The sequence below is a fragment of the Stenotrophomonas sp. SY1 genome, assembly GCF_021202945.1.
Lineage (GTDB): Bacteria > Pseudomonadota > Gammaproteobacteria > Xanthomonadales > Xanthomonadaceae > Stenotrophomonas.
The window spans coordinates 376676-391326 of record NZ_JAJOYR010000002.1; the positions used below are offsets into that span (position 1 = coordinate 376676).

At 62.8% G+C, this 14651-nt stretch carries 10 protein-coding genes; 3 read left to right on the forward strand and 7 right to left on the reverse strand.

The annotated features are described in order from the left end of the window. Positions 1 to 177 precede the first annotated feature (177 nt). From LR961_RS13170 to LR961_RS13185, 4 genes are all read right to left on the reverse strand, one after another. On the reverse strand, positions 178 to 591 hold the full coding sequence (locus tag LR961_RS13170) for a hypothetical protein (RefSeq protein WP_232150034.1): 414 nt from the start codon (positions 589 to 591) through the stop codon (positions 178 to 180). A gap of 29 nt (positions 592 to 620) precedes the next feature. Continuing rightward, a complete protein-coding gene (locus LR961_RS13175; protein ID WP_232150037.1) occupies positions 621 to 1274 on the reverse strand; it encodes a hypothetical protein in 654 nt (217 codons plus the stop codon). After that, the gene (locus tag LR961_RS13180) at positions 1267 to 2529 is read right to left on the reverse strand and encodes a site-specific integrase (RefSeq protein WP_232150039.1); all 1263 of its coding nucleotides are present in this window, start codon (positions 2527 to 2529) and stop codon (positions 1267 to 1269) included. Before LR961_RS13180 ends, LR961_RS13175 begins: the two co-directional genes overlap by 8 nt. 127 nt (positions 2530 to 2656) lie before the next feature. Continuing rightward, on the reverse strand, positions 2657 to 3220 hold the full coding sequence (locus tag LR961_RS13185) for a single-stranded DNA-binding protein (protein WP_232150041.1): 564 nt from the start codon (positions 3218 to 3220) through the stop codon (positions 2657 to 2659). A 231-nt stretch (positions 3221 to 3451) separates the two neighbouring features. On the opposite strand from LR961_RS13185, the gene LR961_RS13190 reads away from it, so the two are divergent. Next, positions 3452 to 4489: a LacI family DNA-binding transcriptional regulator gene (locus LR961_RS13190; protein WP_232151151.1), complete on the forward strand. Its 1038-nt coding sequence runs from the start codon at positions 3452 to 3454 to the stop codon at positions 4487 to 4489. A gap of 132 nt (positions 4490 to 4621) precedes the next feature. On the opposite strand, the gene LR961_RS13195 is transcribed toward LR961_RS13190, so the two are convergent. The 3 genes from LR961_RS13195 to LR961_RS13205 all read right to left on the reverse strand — a co-directional run bounded on the left by LR961_RS13195 (position 4622) and on the right by LR961_RS13205 (position 8487). After that, complete coding sequence (locus LR961_RS13195) at positions 4622 to 5002, reverse strand: SseB family protein (RefSeq protein ID WP_232150044.1); 381 nt, start codon at positions 5000 to 5002, stop codon at positions 4622 to 4624. Positions 5003 to 5293: 291 nt separating this feature from the next. Beyond that, the gene (locus LR961_RS13200; protein ID WP_232150046.1) at positions 5294 to 7006 is read right to left on the reverse strand and encodes an alpha-amylase family glycosyl hydrolase; all 1713 of its coding nucleotides are present in this window, start codon (positions 7004 to 7006) and stop codon (positions 5294 to 5296) included. Beyond that, positions 7006 to 8487: an MFS transporter gene (locus tag LR961_RS13205; RefSeq protein WP_232150048.1), complete on the reverse strand. Its 1482-nt coding sequence runs from the start codon at positions 8485 to 8487 to the stop codon at positions 7006 to 7008. The genes LR961_RS13200 and LR961_RS13205 overlap by 1 nt, the downstream gene beginning before the upstream one ends. A gap of 124 nt (positions 8488 to 8611) precedes the next feature. Here LR961_RS13205 and LR961_RS13210 point away from each other — a divergent pair, with 124 nt between their 5' ends. Continuing rightward, complete coding sequence (locus LR961_RS13210) at positions 8612 to 10747, forward strand: glycoside hydrolase family 97 protein (RefSeq protein ID WP_232150050.1); 2136 nt, start codon at positions 8612 to 8614, stop codon at positions 10745 to 10747. A 525-nt stretch (positions 10748 to 11272) separates the two neighbouring features. Further along, positions 11273 to 14041: a TonB-dependent receptor gene (locus tag LR961_RS13215; protein WP_232150052.1), complete on the forward strand. Its 2769-nt coding sequence runs from the start codon at positions 11273 to 11275 to the stop codon at positions 14039 to 14041. The last annotated feature ends 610 nt before the right edge of the window (positions 14042 to 14651 follow it).

Here is a 14651-nt window from a genome sequence, read left to right on the forward strand (position 1 = left end):
CATCTGGCTGTTCATTCATTGCACCCCGCCAGACAGCAGGCACTGCCGTTGGTCTACGCCATACTGAAGGCGGACATCGCATTCCTAATCGGATGACGAGCGGGCGCGGGATGGCTAAGGACTGGCTTCACTGGCATTGGCAGATAAGCGGGTTTCCCACCCCCAAAACTTAACCCTCTAGCGATGACCACGAGAAGAGCTCTTCTTGCTCCCGAAGATATTGGCTACTCGCCGGTCCGGAGGCGTCAATGGCCTATAGAGTTCCTCAGGATCAATACCGATTCGTTTAGCGTTGGCTTCCATCAACGCGAGCTGCGCCAGAAGGGAGTTCACCTGTTCTCCCAGCTTATCCGCTTCCAGCTTTGCTGCGTCGACACGTTCCTCGAGAGATCTCCGTTTGGTGTCCCGACCGAGCTTTGCATCTCGCCCAGCCTTCTTCTCAGCAGCGGCGATGACAATATCCAGTCCATACTTCTTTAGGACCCGGCGATCATGGCCAATCGCCTTCGCAACCGCCAGCGTCGACAGAGGCAATTTCCCATAGGGGAGCAGCGCAGAATCCTCGACGTACTTGGCAACTTTCTCGGTCACTCTGGCTTCTATCGATGGCCTAGCCATGGTCAATCCAAGGACTGATATTTGGAAAGGTTTCCCTCGAACGGCGCCACGATCGCAGAATCGCTACTTGGCTCTGTCGCCAGGATGATGCGCAACCCCTCGTTCGTTGCTTCAAACTCTTTCACCCACTCAGTGACGAGCAATCCAGTTCCTGCCGCCTGAGCAGCCACAGCATCTTCCAATGCTCTTTCGTTCCTACGTTGAAGGTCAATCAATCGTTGCCGCTGCAAGGCATCGCCCGTATCAAACAGGTATGAACCGCAGCGCTTGGGTGAATCCAGACCATGCGAAAGGATCGCTTGGAAGTCCGCCACTGTCAGCTCCGACCAATCGATATGGGTATTTTTCAATCCCGCACGCCAGTATCTAACAGCTCTAACAACCGCTTGGACAATGTTTCTGAGACTCCATGCAGCCGAAGTGGCCGCCTTCTTAACAATGAACAACTTGACGATTGAAATGAATCGATCGCTACACGCCCCCCAAAGTGGTCGATAGTCAACCTCAACTACTCCTCCGCCGTCGTTGTTGGCACGCAACCACCAAACATCACCTCCCGTACCCAGCTCCTGTCGATCCTTAGTCAACACAGTCGCGGGCAGTGCGGGCAGGTCACTCAACTGCCCTGCAGCCCCACTATCACGAGCCTTATTCATTCCCCAGCTCCTTATCAAACCTTGCGTTGCGCTTTCGCAAGTAGGCATTACCACGCTTCTTAAGCGTGTTTTTGATATAGATGAAAGGCGTGTTCGAAGTAGGCGCCCAACCGCCCATCTCGCGAATTATTCCCAGCACGATCTCGGAGGCATCCGCAGTCCCCTGGTACTGTTCCAGCAGATCGTCTGCAACTTCTTCTGCCCAGGTGTGTCGCAGTACATGCCAGCTCATTCCTCGCGAGAGCTTTCTATTGACGGCCTTCCAGATGGCGTCCAGGCTCGAACCGGAGATAGGTGTACCTTTCTCAGTCACCAGCAGATATGGAGTTCGCGCTCCACGCCGGCCACCATCACGGAGCAGGGTATGGCTGTACTGGCGAAGAGCCAGCGCCAACACATTAGAGATGGGGAGCTCACGCTCAACTGTTTTTACTTTCGGACGGTTGCTACTGGTACGCGTATCCAATGCATCTTGTGATCGCCGAACCACCGCGATGCACGGTCCCTCCACATTGCGGATGTCATCGGTACGAAGCTTCCCGACTTCACCACGCCGAAGCCCTGAGTATCGAGCAAGCAGAAACCCAATCCAGTTTCTTAAGCGTGTTTTCGGGTGCCAAGGATTATGATCGGGGAAGCGCAACGGCGTTTCGTAACGCCCGTCCTCGCGCTTGATCGGGCCAATCAGCTCACATAGGGCAGCGTCCTCGCCTGCAGTGAAAGGCTCGATCCGCTTTCCACGCGACCTAAAGGCACGTAGGTCCGAGAATGTCAGCCGGAGCTGTTCGTAGTAGAGGGTGAGTTCCGACGGTGGCACAAACCCGGTTCCCCCTCGATCCATCGGCTTTGCGAGCCACCGCAAAAAGCGTTCGATGTTGGGCACGGATTGTCCGATCGTGGTGAGTGCTCGCGTACCGCGCCCCCCTCCTTGTCCTGTTCTCAAGTACTCGATCAGCCGGTCAAGGTCATTTGCCGTCAATCGGTGTCCGTCAGCGAAAAGCTCGTCCAGGGAGGCATCCAATCTGTCCTCACAGAACGAGTAGAGAAGGGCCGCTGCACGCAGGTCATCTGCCAACGTCTTTTCACTGACCGCATTCCGGCGCGAACGCATCACCCATCGCAAGGCCAAGCGTGCAGGTAGCCCGGTTCGATCATCCAGCAGTATGGGCACAAGCTCGTGCTCTTGCTGGGGTGCTGCCGGCAAGGTCACGTTGACGATTCGGAAACGTGGTGCTGTTGCGCCAGTCAACTGCACAGCCGGTTCCTTTATGAACAAGATGGCTTACATAGAAATCTATCAGTAAATCCTGGCAAAAAAAAATGACAGGAAACCGGAGTTCCCTGCCATCTTAGTAAATGTACAACCGAGACTACATAGTGTTCTAGAACGGAATATCGTCGTCAGCGAAATCGTCCATCGGCGGAGCCGACTGCTGCTGGGCCGGTGCCGGGCGCTGCTGGCGCTGTTGGCCGCCGCCGTAGCCGCCGCCCTGGTCCTGGTTGCCGTAGCCGCCCTGACCACCCTGGCCGCCGCCCTGCTGACGCGGAGCCGACTGGCGCTGCGGACGATCACCGCCGAAATTGCCGCCACCGCCACCACCGCCGCCTTCACCACGACCGCCCAGCATCTGCATCTCGTTGGCGACGATATCGGTGGTGTACTTCTCCACGCCGTCCTGGCCGGTGTACTTGTCGTAGCGCAGTTCGCCTTCGACATAGACCGAGCTGCCCTTGCGCAGGTATTCACCAGCAATCTCGCCGAGCTTGCCGAAGAACACCACGCGGTGCCATTCGGTGCGCTCCTGCTGGTTGCCGTCCTTGTCCTTGCGGACGCTGGTGGTGGCAAGGCTGATGCGGGTGATCGCCATGCCGGCCTGGGTGTACTTGGTGTCCGGGTCGTTGCCGAGGTTGCCGACCAGGATGACTTTATTGATGCCGCGGGCCATAGGGTTCCTACTCTTCCGTTGGGGTCCACCCGCCGGATGCGGGCAATAGCCAAGAGATTATATCGCCCCCGTCAACAGATATCGGGCAATCGTTGCGAGCCTTGTGCGACAAGGGCTTGGCCGCGTCTGGGGCCAAGCCGGACGGATCGAGGCCGGCCGGCCCGGGCCGGCGCCGCCCCGGCCGGGACCGCCCATGGCATCATGCCGCAGCTATCCGCCAGCCCGTTCATGATGACCATCAAAGGCAAAGCCACGTCCCTGGATATCGCGCACATGGCCGGCGTTTCGCAGCCGACGGTGTCGCGTGCCCTGCGCGGCAGCCCGATGGTCAACGCCGAGACCCGCAAGCGCATCCTGGAGATCGCCCGGCAGCTGAACTACAAGGTGGACAAGAACGCCTCCAGCCTGCGCTGCCAGCAATCAGGCACCCTGGCCCTGCTGTTCTTCGAGGACCCGACCCCGGACGACTCGCTGATCAACCCGTTCTTCCACTCGATGCTGGGCTCGATCACCCGCGCCTGCGCGCTGCATGGGCACGACCTGCTGGTGTCCTTCCAGCAGCTGTCCAGCGACTGGCACGCCGATTTCGAGGACAGCAACAAGGCCGACGGCATCATCCTGCTGGGCTATGGCGACTACCACGAGTCGGTGGAGCGGCTGCAGCGGCTGGTTGAACAGGGCACGCATTTCGTCCGTTGGGGCGCGGCATTGCCGGGCCAGCCGGGCGTCTCGGTGGGCAGCGACAACTTCCAGGGCGGGTTTGACATCACCGCGCACCTGCTCGACCAGGGCTGCCGGCGCATTGCCTTCCTCGGCCATGCCTCCAGCCATTACCCGGAGTTCGAGGAGCGCTATCGCGGCCACGTCGCGGCGCTGCATGCGCGTGGCCTGACCACGGACGTCTCGTTGCAGCACGACGCCATCACCACCGAGGAGTCTGGCCATGCCGCCTGTCTGGCGCTGCTGGAACGCGGCGAGCGATTCGATGCGGTATGCGCGGCCAGTGACCTGATCGCCATCGGTGCGCTGCGGGCACTGCGCGAACGTGGGCTGCGGGTGCCGGAGGATGTGGCGGTGACCGGCTTTGACGACATTCCCTTGGCCGCATCGGTATCGCCGTCGCTGACCACGGTGCAGCAGGACACCAAGCAGGCAGGTCAATTGCTGGTGGACAAGCTGGTTGGCCTGATCGCACGCGAGCAGGTGGAAGGCATCAACATCCCGGTGAAGCTGGTGGTGCGGGAGTCTTCGCGGCGCAATGCTCCGTAGGAGCGGCTTGAGCCGCGAAGCCGGGATTGTGTGAGCTGCCCGGATATCTGCAATTGCTACGGGTCGCTACAACCTATGGAACGCCGGCCTCGCGGCTCAAGCCGCTCCTACGCCGGAATTCGGTAGTTCCGGTCAGCTGAAGTCCTTGAGGATTTCCTGCACGCCTGAAGGCGATATCTCAAAGCCCAGCGAGGTGCCGGGGTTGACCACCACGCCATAACCACCGGGCACGCGGCGCAGTACTTCGAACATCAGCATGCGGATGTTGTGCGGCGCCTGCTCGGAATTGAAACCCACCCGCGCCATGTCGGTGAACACGGCCACGTGCAGCACGCCCTGCTTGTCGAACAACAGCGGGTCGAAGCCACTGCCATCGGGGGTAACCAGGCTGCCGGTCAACAGCACCACCTCGGACGCCACAAAGGCCTGCATGAAAGCCTTGATCGGCAACTTGCCGTCCATCGCGGTCTGCAACAGCGTTTCGATGGGGGTTTGCGGGGCGAGGTCGTTCATGGGCGCGGGGGGACTGCTGTGGGGTGCTGATTGTAGCGGTTCGGTTTTTGGGCGAGTTGTGCAGCGAAGAAGCGAAAACAACAGCCAACCCCTCCCCCGCCCTCCCCTCCGCCTTCGGCGCAAGGGAGGGGGTAGAAGCGTGTTTCTCTTGACCTGAAAGATCATGCGGCCGCCCCCCTCCCTTTGCCGAAGGCAAGGGGAGGGTTGGGGAGGGGTTCGCTTTTTTGCGCTAAGCAGGAAAGCACCCTCTCCCCAACCCCTCTCCCGTAAAGGGAGAGGGGCTTTCATATCTCAGTGGGCCAACCGCCGCGTGCGCGCCTGCTGGTCAGCCACAGCGGTGTCCAACTGCTTCCGTAGTTCAGCCTGCTTCACTTCACCATCCAGTACGAACACCTTGACGCCATGCGCCGGCACCTCGGTCTTGAGCGTGCGTTTTACCGTCACCGTGCCGCCGTCCAGCGCGTCGCGCCATTGGCCCGATTGAAGGTAACGACTCACCTCAAACGTCTGCGCGGCATCGCCTTTGTTGAGCAGCACCAACACGGTCTGCGCGGTGTCGCCCTGCTGCAGCACGCGATAGAACACCGCTTCATTGCCCTGCAACCGTTCGTTGACCTGCAAACCACGCTGCAAGGCCGGTGTGCCCTGGCGCAGTTTCGCTACCCGTTGCAACGGCGCGAAGATCGGGCTCTGCGGTGCGGCGGCGATGCGTTCCTGGCCGAAATAGGCGCGGTTTCCAGCATGTTCGGCGCGGCTGCGCATGAAGCCGGTTTCCGAGCCGTAGTACAACACCGGGATGCCGCGCGCGGTAAACAACCAGTTGTGCGCGTCGATGAAACCCGCGTCGGTCGCGTCCAGACGCGCCATGTCGTGGTTGTCGTAGAAGCTCATCAACGCGTACGGATTGGCGTACGGGCCACCGGTCAGATAAAGCGGTTCGGCCAGGGCTTCAAAGCCCTTCTGCTCCTTGCCGAACACCGAGGACAGCGCACCGCGCAGCGGGAAATCCAGCACGCTGACGTTGGCATTGGCCGGCCAGGTGTGCTCGGCGATCTTGCTGGCGTCGTAATCGAAGGCTTCGCCAAACATGAACATGTCCGGATGCTGCGCACGGATCCGCTGCACGAATTCATGCCACCACGGATGCGGCAGCCAGCCGATGGTGTCGATGCGCAGCGCGTCCACGCCCTGCCCGGCCCATTGCAGGTAGGCGCCGACCAAGTAATCCATCACCGCTGGATTGTGTTCGTTGAAATCCGACAACTCGGCCAGGTTGCCGTCGAAGATCGAACCGGTGCTGCCATCGACCGGGCCGATGTTGTTGTAGAAGGCGTGCAGCGGGTTGTGCTTCGGATCGAGCTTGTCCGGCGCCAGGTTCTGGTGGTCGGCGATGAGCGTGCCGTCCTTGTCGAAGATCTGCCCGAACTGCGGCTGCTTGACCGGCATGGTCCACGCTGGCGAACCGTGGTTACCGACGATATCCAGCACCACTTTCAGCCCGGCATCGTGCAGGCCCCGGGTCAGCCCGCCGAAATCCAGATCAGCGCTGGGCAGGTGCTCGTCCACTTTGTAGAAATTGATGCCCCAGTAGCCGTGGTAACCGGTCTTGCCACGATCGGTCAGCGTGCTGGTGCAGTTGATCGGCCTGCTGCCGGTGAAGGCTTGATCCGGGTTGTCGATGATCGGCGTGATCCATACCGCACCGAAACCGAGGTCGCGGATGTAGCCGGCGTTGTCCAGCACGCCCTTGAAGTCACCGCCGAGGTAGCCGATGTTGCCGTCGATCTTGTCCGGGCACGGCACCGGGATGTCGAAGGTGCGGTGCTTGCCGCCCTGGTCACGGTGATCGTTGCCGGTGTCGCCGTTGACGAAGCGGTCGGTGACCACGAAGTACACCGCATCACTGGCGAAGGGCTCGGTGGTGCCCACGTAATCCGGCCGTGCGGCCACTGCGGAACCGGCAACCAGCGCCAACGAAACCGCCACACACAAACGCACACGCATCACACCACCTCCGGTTGCGACGGAACCCGCAGCACGCACAGGCCGGCCACGAACAGGCTGCAGCCACCCAGCACCAGCACGTGCATCGGCACGCCACCCAGCCAGGTGCGCAGGGCAAGGCCCAAGGCACTGGCCGCGACCAGCTGCGGGATCACGATGAAGAAATTGAAGATGCCCATGTACACGCCCATCTTGGTGGACGGCACGCTGTCGGACAGCAGCGCATAAGGCAGCGACAGGATCGATGCCCAGGCAAAACCCACGCCGACCATCGACAGCAGCAGCCATTTCGGGTCGCTGATGAACATCAGCGAGATCAGGCCCAGCCCGCCCAGCCACAGGTTGACCAGGTGGCTCCAGCGCAGGCCCATTGCCCGCACCATCAGCGGGATCACCAGCGCGGCAAGCGCGGCAAAGCCGTTGTAGGCACCGAACAGAACGCCCACCCAGTTCGCGCCTTCGTTGTAGGCCGCCGACTGCGGGTCGGTGGACCCAAAGTGCGTGCCGGCCACGGCGGCGGTGGTGTAGATCCACATCGCGAACAGGGCAAACCACGAGAAGAACTGCACCCACGCAAGGCGGCGCATGGTGGTTGGCATGGTGCGCAGGTCACCGACGATGGTTGCCAGCATGTGCGTACCGGGCAACAACCGCGCCACGCCCAGCAGCAGACCATAGGCCGCACACAGGCCGGCAAGCACGTACAGCATGCGGTCGCCCTGCTGCCAGGCGATCAGCGCGGCGACCACCGCACCCAGGCCCAGCCAGCCGAGGATGCGGCTCCATTGCGGCGGTCCGATCACCGGCGCTGCGGCATGTACCGCCGAAGGCTCGGCGTCATCGAAGCTGGCCAGCTCGGCCGGGGAGTATTCGCGGGTGCTGACCACGGTCCAGGTAATCGCCGCCAGCAGCACTACCGCGCCAAAGTAGAAGGCGTAACGCACCGTGTCCGGCACCTGCCCCGGCGCGGCGGTGTTGGCGACGCCGAAGTGGGCCAGCAGGTACGGCAGGAAGCTGGCGACAATGGCGCCCACGCCAATGAAGAAACTCTGCATCGCGTAACCGCTGGGCCGCTGCCGGGGCGAAAGCTGGTCACCGACGAAGGCACGGAACGGCTCCATCGACACGTTGATCGAGGCATCCAGCACCCACAGCGTGCCGGCAGCGATCCACAGCGTCGGCGAATTGGGCATCACCAGCAGTGCCAGCGTTGTCAGCACCGCACCGATCATGAAGAACGGGCGGCGACGACCCCAGCGGGTCCAGGTGCGGTCGGACAGGTAACCGACCACCGGCTGCACCAGCAGGCCGGTCAGCGGTGCGGCGATCCACAGACCGGGCACGGCCTCCATCGAGGCGCCCAGCGTCTCGAAGATGCGGCTTGCATTGGCGTTCTGCAGCGCAAAGCCGAACTGGATGCCCAGAAAGCCAAAGCACATGTTCCAGATCTGCCAGAACGACAGTTGCGGTTTGCTTTTCATCAAGCGCTTCCCCCCTCCGGGAATCACGGATGCAATGTAAGGGCGCGGTTGCGCCGGGCCATGGTAGAGGCGCGCTGCCGCATCCGCATCGCCGGTGCATACGTATTCAGTGCTGCAACCGGCAATGACGCTCTGCACCAACGCAGATAGTGATGGCTGCATTCCGTACCTGTTCCCGGAGTTGATACCCGACATGGCCCAGCCACACCCCACTTCCCGCCGGTTCCGCACGCAACTCGCCCTGGCCCTGCTGCTGGCCGGGCTGCCCGCCGCCCATGCCGCCGATCTTGCGCGCATCAGTTCGCCCGGCAACGTGTTGACCGTCACCGTTGAATCCGGGCACGAAGGCCGCCTGTCCTACCGGGTGGAACGCAAGGGCGAAGCGGTGATCGCGCCGTCCCGGCTGGGCCTCCTGCTGGACAGCGGCAGGCTGGAACGCAACCTCACCCTGACCGGCCAGTCGCGCCGCAGCTTCGATGAAACCTGGGAGCAGCCCTGGGGCGAACGTCGCCTCACCCGCAACCACTACAACGAACTGCGCGCCAGCTTCGCCGAGAAAGCCCAAGCCCCGGGCAAGGACCGCCGCCGCTTCGATGTCGTGTTCCGTGTCTACGACGACGGCGTCGGCTTCCGCTATGACTTCCCGCAGCAGACGGCCATGCAGCAGGCACGGATCAACGCCGAGCTGACCGAATTCACCCCGGCCCGCCCGGCCACAGTCTGGTGGATTCCCGCCTTCGAGTGGAACCGCGAGGAATACCTGTACCACCGCACCCCGCTCAACCAGATCGGCACCGCGCAGACGCCGCTGACGTTGCGCAGTGACAACGGCCTGCACCTGTCCATCCACGAGGCCGCGCTGGTGGACTACGCCGGCATGAACCTGGCCCGTGGCGACGGCGATGTGCTGCGCGCTGCGCTCACCCCGTCCGGCAACGGCGCCCCGGTGGTGCGCACGCTGCCGTTCACTACGCCATGGCGCACCATCCAGGTCGGGGAAAAGGCCGGTGACCTGGTCGAATCCAGCCTGATCCTCAACCTCAACGAACCCAATGCCATCGGCGATGTGAGCTGGTTCAAGCCGGCCAAGTACGTCGGTGTCTGGTGGTCGCTGCATCTGGAAACCGAGACCTGGGCAACCGGCCCGAAGCACGGTGCCACCACCGCCAACACCCGTCGTTACATCGATTTCGCTGCCGCCAACGGCTTCCGTGGCGTGCTGGTCGAAGGCTGGAATCCCGGCTGGGACGGAGACTGGTTCGCCAACGGCTGGGGCTTCGACTTCACCCGCGCCACCGCTGATTTCGACCTGCCGGCGCTGGCCCGCTACGGCGCCGGCAAGGGCGTGCACCTGATCGGCCATCACGAAACCGCCTGCGCGGTCAGCCACTACGAGCGCCAGTTGCCGACCGCGCTGGATCTGTACGCGCGCAACGGGGTGGATGTGATCAAGACGGGCTACGTCTGCGATGCCGGTGACATCCAACGCCAGGACACGGTAAACGGCCCGGTGACGCGCGAGTGGCACGAAGGCCAGTGGATGAGCAATCACAACCTGCGCGTGCTGCAACAGGCGGCGGCGAAACACATCGCAATCAATTCGCACGAACCGATCAAGGACACTGGATTGCGCCGCACCTGGCCGAACTGGGTCTCGCGTGAAGGGGCCCGCGGCATGGAGTTCAACGCCTGGGGCAACCCGCCGAACCCGCCAGGCCACGAAGCCACGCTGGTGTTCACCCGCATGCTCGGCGGGCCGATGGACTACACACCCGGCATCGTCAGCCTGAAGGGCCGCAACGGCCTGCCGCTGCGCAGCACCCTGGCCAAGCAGCTGGCGCTGTACGTGGTGTTGTACAGCCCGATCCAGATGGTGGCCGACCTGCCCGAGCACTACGCCCAGCACCCGGACGCGTTCCAGTTCATCAAGGACGTGGCGGTGGATTGGGAGGAAAGCCACGTGCTCAACGGCGAAGTCGGCCAGTACGTCACCCTCGCCCGCAAGGCGCGCGGTGGTGATGAATGGTTTGTAGGCAGCGTCGGTGACGAGCAGCCGCACACGGTCAAGGCGCCGCTGTCCTTCCTTGATCCCAAGCGCCGCTACCGCGCCGAGATCTATCGCGATGGGGATGGCGCCAACTGGGAGACCCAGCCCTTCGCCTTCGTCCGCGAAACCCGCGAAGTACGTAGCAGCGACGTATTGACGCTGCCATTGGGTGCCGGCGGTGGCGCGGCGGTGCGGCTGGTGCCGCTGGATTGAGGCAAGGCCCGCTTCGGGCGACGCGGAGGCCGGGGAGCGAATCCCGGCCTTCGTCGTCGTTCAGCCCGTCATTGCAGGACCAGCGCAAGCCTGTAGGAGCGGCATAAGCCGCGAAGCTGACGAGAGTTCAACCGCCGGAAAACCTGCAATTGCGGAAAGGCCGGCAACGGCGGGAGCAGTGGCTTCGCGGCTTATGCCGCTCCTACATGCCCAATGCCGCGCGGTCCCTCAGTCATATGTCAGACCGCGATTCCCACGAAGGCGGGAATGACGGTCGGAAAGAAAGGTGGTCCGGATGCCTTGTCACCCACCGCGCTCCTTGCCTGCTCCACCCGCGAAAGCGTTTCCACGCCCCGCCCGCTACCGCAAAACCCATTGAATACGTATGCAGGCCGGTTCCGCGACGTTGCCCGCTGATTACCATGCGAGGCATGTCGCAAGTGGCGGTATCGCATCGACGACACATGCACGGAGAACACTCCGGCATGAAAAAAATTATCCGACGACATTACCTGGGAGGGGAGAATGTTGAACACCAAGCGCAATCTGCTGAGCGTGGCACTCGCGTCGGCAATCATGCTGACCGCCACTGGCGTCCAGGCCCAAACCGCTGAAGAAACGGCCAAGAAGAAGGCCCAGCCCGAAGCCACCAACCTGGATGCGGTCACCGTCACCGGCATCCGTCGCGGCATCGAGAGCGCAATCTCGGTCAAGCGTGACTCCACCTCGATCGTCGAAGCCATCTCGGCCGAGGACATCGGCAAGCTGCCGGACGTGAGCATCGCCGAATCCATCGCCCGCCTGCCCGGCCTGGCCGCCCAACGTGTGGCCGGCCGTGCCCAGGTCATCAGCGTGCGTGGCCTGTCGCCCGACTTCGCCACCACCCTGCTCAATGGCCGCGAAGTGGTCAGCACCGGCGACAACCGCAGCGTCGAGTTCGACCAGTACCCGTCGGAACTGATCAGCGGCGTCACCGTCTACAAGACCCCGGACTCGGGGCTGATCGGCCAGGGCCTGTCCGGCACGATCGACATGCAGACCGTGCGCCCGCTCAGCTACAACGAGCGCGTCATCGCCATCAGTGGCCGCTACCAGAAGAATTCGCTGGGCGAAGCTGCTGGCGAAGATCCCTATGGCAGCCGCATCAACGCCAGCTTCGTCGACAAGTTCGCCGACGGCACCGTTGGCCTGGCCATCGGTTATTCGCACATGGAGATGTCCAAGCAGGAGAACCAGGTCGGCCTGTACGAGCCATGGCAGCAGGTGGGCGACAACTGGCGCCCGGGCGTGGACGCGGGTACGTGGTACTCCGATGGCATCAAGGCGCTGCGTCGTACCGGCAGCTCCAAGCGCGATGCGGTGATGGCCACCCTGCAGTTCCGCCCCAACAGCACCTGGAACAGCACGCTGGACGCCTTCTACACCAAGGCCAAGGAGTACGACACCGCCAACCAGATGGAAATCCACCTGGGTGACTACAACGGCGGCTATGGCCGGCTGGAAGTCAGCGACGTGGTGGTCAACGACAACGGCACCATCGTCAGCGGCACCGCCAAGAACGTCTACCCGCTGGTGCGCGGCATGTACAACAACCGCGAAGACAGCATCAAGGCGCTGGGCTGGAACAACGAATTCACCTTCGGCGATGTGCGCCTGGTTGCCGATGTCAGCTGGTCCAAGGCCGTACGCGACGAGACCAACCTGGAGAACAACCTGCAGCTGCTGCCCGCGCCGCAGTTGGACTCGGTGAAGATCAACTACGCCGGTGGCAACTTCCCGCAGTTCACTCCGGGCCTGGACTACTCCGACTACAACAAGCTTTACCTGACCAACACCATCTACGGTTCCGGCTACGGCAAGACCCCGCATGTGGATGATGAGCTGAAAGGCTTCAAGCTGGCTGCCAACTTCCCCGCACCCGATGGCATGACCTGGTTCTCCGACGTGGACTTCGGCATCAATTACGCCGATCGCCAGAAGGACAAGACCCAGGCTGAAGGCAACATCAACCTCGGCGCGCAGGGTGAAACCACCATCGCCGCCGACCTGCAGTACAAGCCGGTCAACCTGGGCTTCGCTGGCGCCGGCTACATCCCCGCCTGGAACGTGCCTGCCGCGGTAGGCCGCTACATGCTGTTCAACCCGACCACCACCGAGAGCTACCTGATTCCCAAGCAGTGGACGGTGGACGAGGAGATCACCACCACCTTCCTGCGCGCCAACATCAGCACGCAGATCGGCTCGGTGCCGGTGCGCGGCAACGTCGGCATCCAGGCCCAGCACGTGCGTCAGTCGTCCAACTCGAACTACTGGGACGGCGGGCAGCCGGTCGGCAGCCAGGTCATCCCGATCAAGGATGGCAAGAGCTACATCGACTTCCTGCCCAGCCTGAACCTGGCCTTCGAGCTGCCGGCCGAGAACACCATCCGCTTCGCCATCGCCCGCCAGGTCGCACGTCCGCGCGTGGACGAGCTGCGCGCCTCGATGGAGTTCGGCGTGGACACCAACAACGGTACGCCGGGCGCCAGCGGCGGCAACCCGAACCTGGACCCGTGGGTCGCCAACGCGGTTGACCTGTCCTGGGAAAAGTACTTCGGCAACCGCGCCTACGTGGCTGCTGCGGTGTTCTACAAGGATCTGCAGACCTACATCTACACCGAGAAGCGCGACGGCTACGACTTCACCCAGCAGGTTGATGCCTGGCTGCAGGCCAATGCCATCTCGCTGCCACCAGGCGTCGTGGTCGACAAGACCGGCACCTACACCGCGCCGTTCAACGGCAGTGGTGGCACCCTGCGCGGTGCGGAACTGACCGCCTCGCTGCCGCTGGACCTGTTCTTCGAAGGCCTGCGTGGCTTCGGCCTGGTGGCCAGCGCCAGCTTCAACGACAGCGACATCACCATCCCGCCGGACCCGGCCACGATCTCCAGCGTAGGCTCGGACCCGATCATGCTGCCGGGCCTGTCCAAGCGCGTGTACAACTTCACCGCCTACTACGAGAACAGCGGCTTTGAGGCGCGCTTGAACCAGCGCAAGCGTTCGGACTTCATCGGCGAGATCGGCAACTTCAACGGCAACCGCACGCTTCGTTATGTGAAGGGCGAGAACGTGCTGGACGCGCAGATCAGCTACAACTTCGGCGATGGCACGATGTTCAAGGGCCTGGGGCTGTTCCTGCAGGCCAGCAACCTCACCAACTCCAAGTACGAAACCTATGCCGAATCCAAGGATCGTCCGCTGGAAACGGTGGAATGGGGCCGTACCTACCAGGTGGGCGTGAACTACAAGTTCTGATTCCAACGGGTTGTAGCCAACACAACGCCCGCTGCCGATGCAGCGGGCGTTGTGCGTTGTGGGCCAAGCACGATGCGCATCTGCAGGGGCGGCGTAGGCCGCGAAGCAGGCAACGCTTCAGAAATCGGAAGAGCCCGCCAGCACGCATCACCGGATTGCGGACCTGCAGCCGCCGAACGTCTACATGCTTCGCGGCTCACGCCGCTCCTACAACAGCGCACACGCCGCAGGCTGAGAGCGGGCAACGTTCAAGCACAATCGCCGCTACATCGCCGCTACATCGCTGCAACCTCGACACAGCCACAATCTCGTAGGAGCGGCCTCGGCCGCGAAGCTGGTGGCACATCAGGCAACGACAGAGGCGGCCATCGCACATCACCTGATTCCTCGCCGACAGCACGCCGAACGTCGAAGGGCTTCGCGGCCAAGGCCGCTCCTACTGGGGCGGCAAATACGGCACGTTCCCCTTCCCCGTCGCCCAACAGCTCCCGGCGTGAGTTCTGCTGTCCCACATCGTCAGCTCATTCGTAGGAGCGGCCTTGGCCGCGAAGCTGGCAGCGTTTCAGACATTGGAAGAGCCTCCACGCACGCATGACCGGATCGCAGACTT

Excerpts from the sequence above, each read along its gene's own strand:
- LR961_RS13210 (WP_232150050.1), top strand. The coding sequence starts at position 8,612 with ATGACGCTCTGCACCAACGCAGATAGTGATGGCTGCATTCCGTACCTG.
- LR961_RS13185 (WP_232150041.1), bottom strand. The coding sequence starts at position 3,220 with ATGGCCCGCGGCATCAATAAAGTCATCCTGGTCGGCAACCTCGGCAAC.
- LR961_RS13175 (WP_232150037.1), bottom strand. The coding sequence starts at position 1,274 with ATGAATAAGGCTCGTGATAGTGGGGCTGCAGGGCAGTTGAGTGACCTG.
- LR961_RS13205 (WP_232150048.1), bottom strand. The coding sequence starts at position 8,487 with ATGAAAAGCAAACCGCAACTGTCGTTCTGGCAGATCTGGAACATGTGC.
- LR961_RS13195 (WP_232150044.1), bottom strand. The coding sequence starts at position 5,002 with ATGAACGACCTCGCCCCGCAAACCCCCATCGAAACGCTGTTGCAGACC.
- LR961_RS13200 (WP_232150046.1), bottom strand. The coding sequence starts at position 7,006 with ATGCGTGTGCGTTTGTGTGTGGCGGTTTCGTTGGCGCTGGTTGCCGGT.
- LR961_RS13190 (WP_232151151.1), top strand. The coding sequence starts at position 3,452 with ATGACCATCAAAGGCAAAGCCACGTCCCTGGATATCGCGCACATGGCC.
- LR961_RS13215 (WP_232150052.1), top strand. The coding sequence starts at position 11,273 with ATGTTGAACACCAAGCGCAATCTGCTGAGCGTGGCACTCGCGTCGGCA.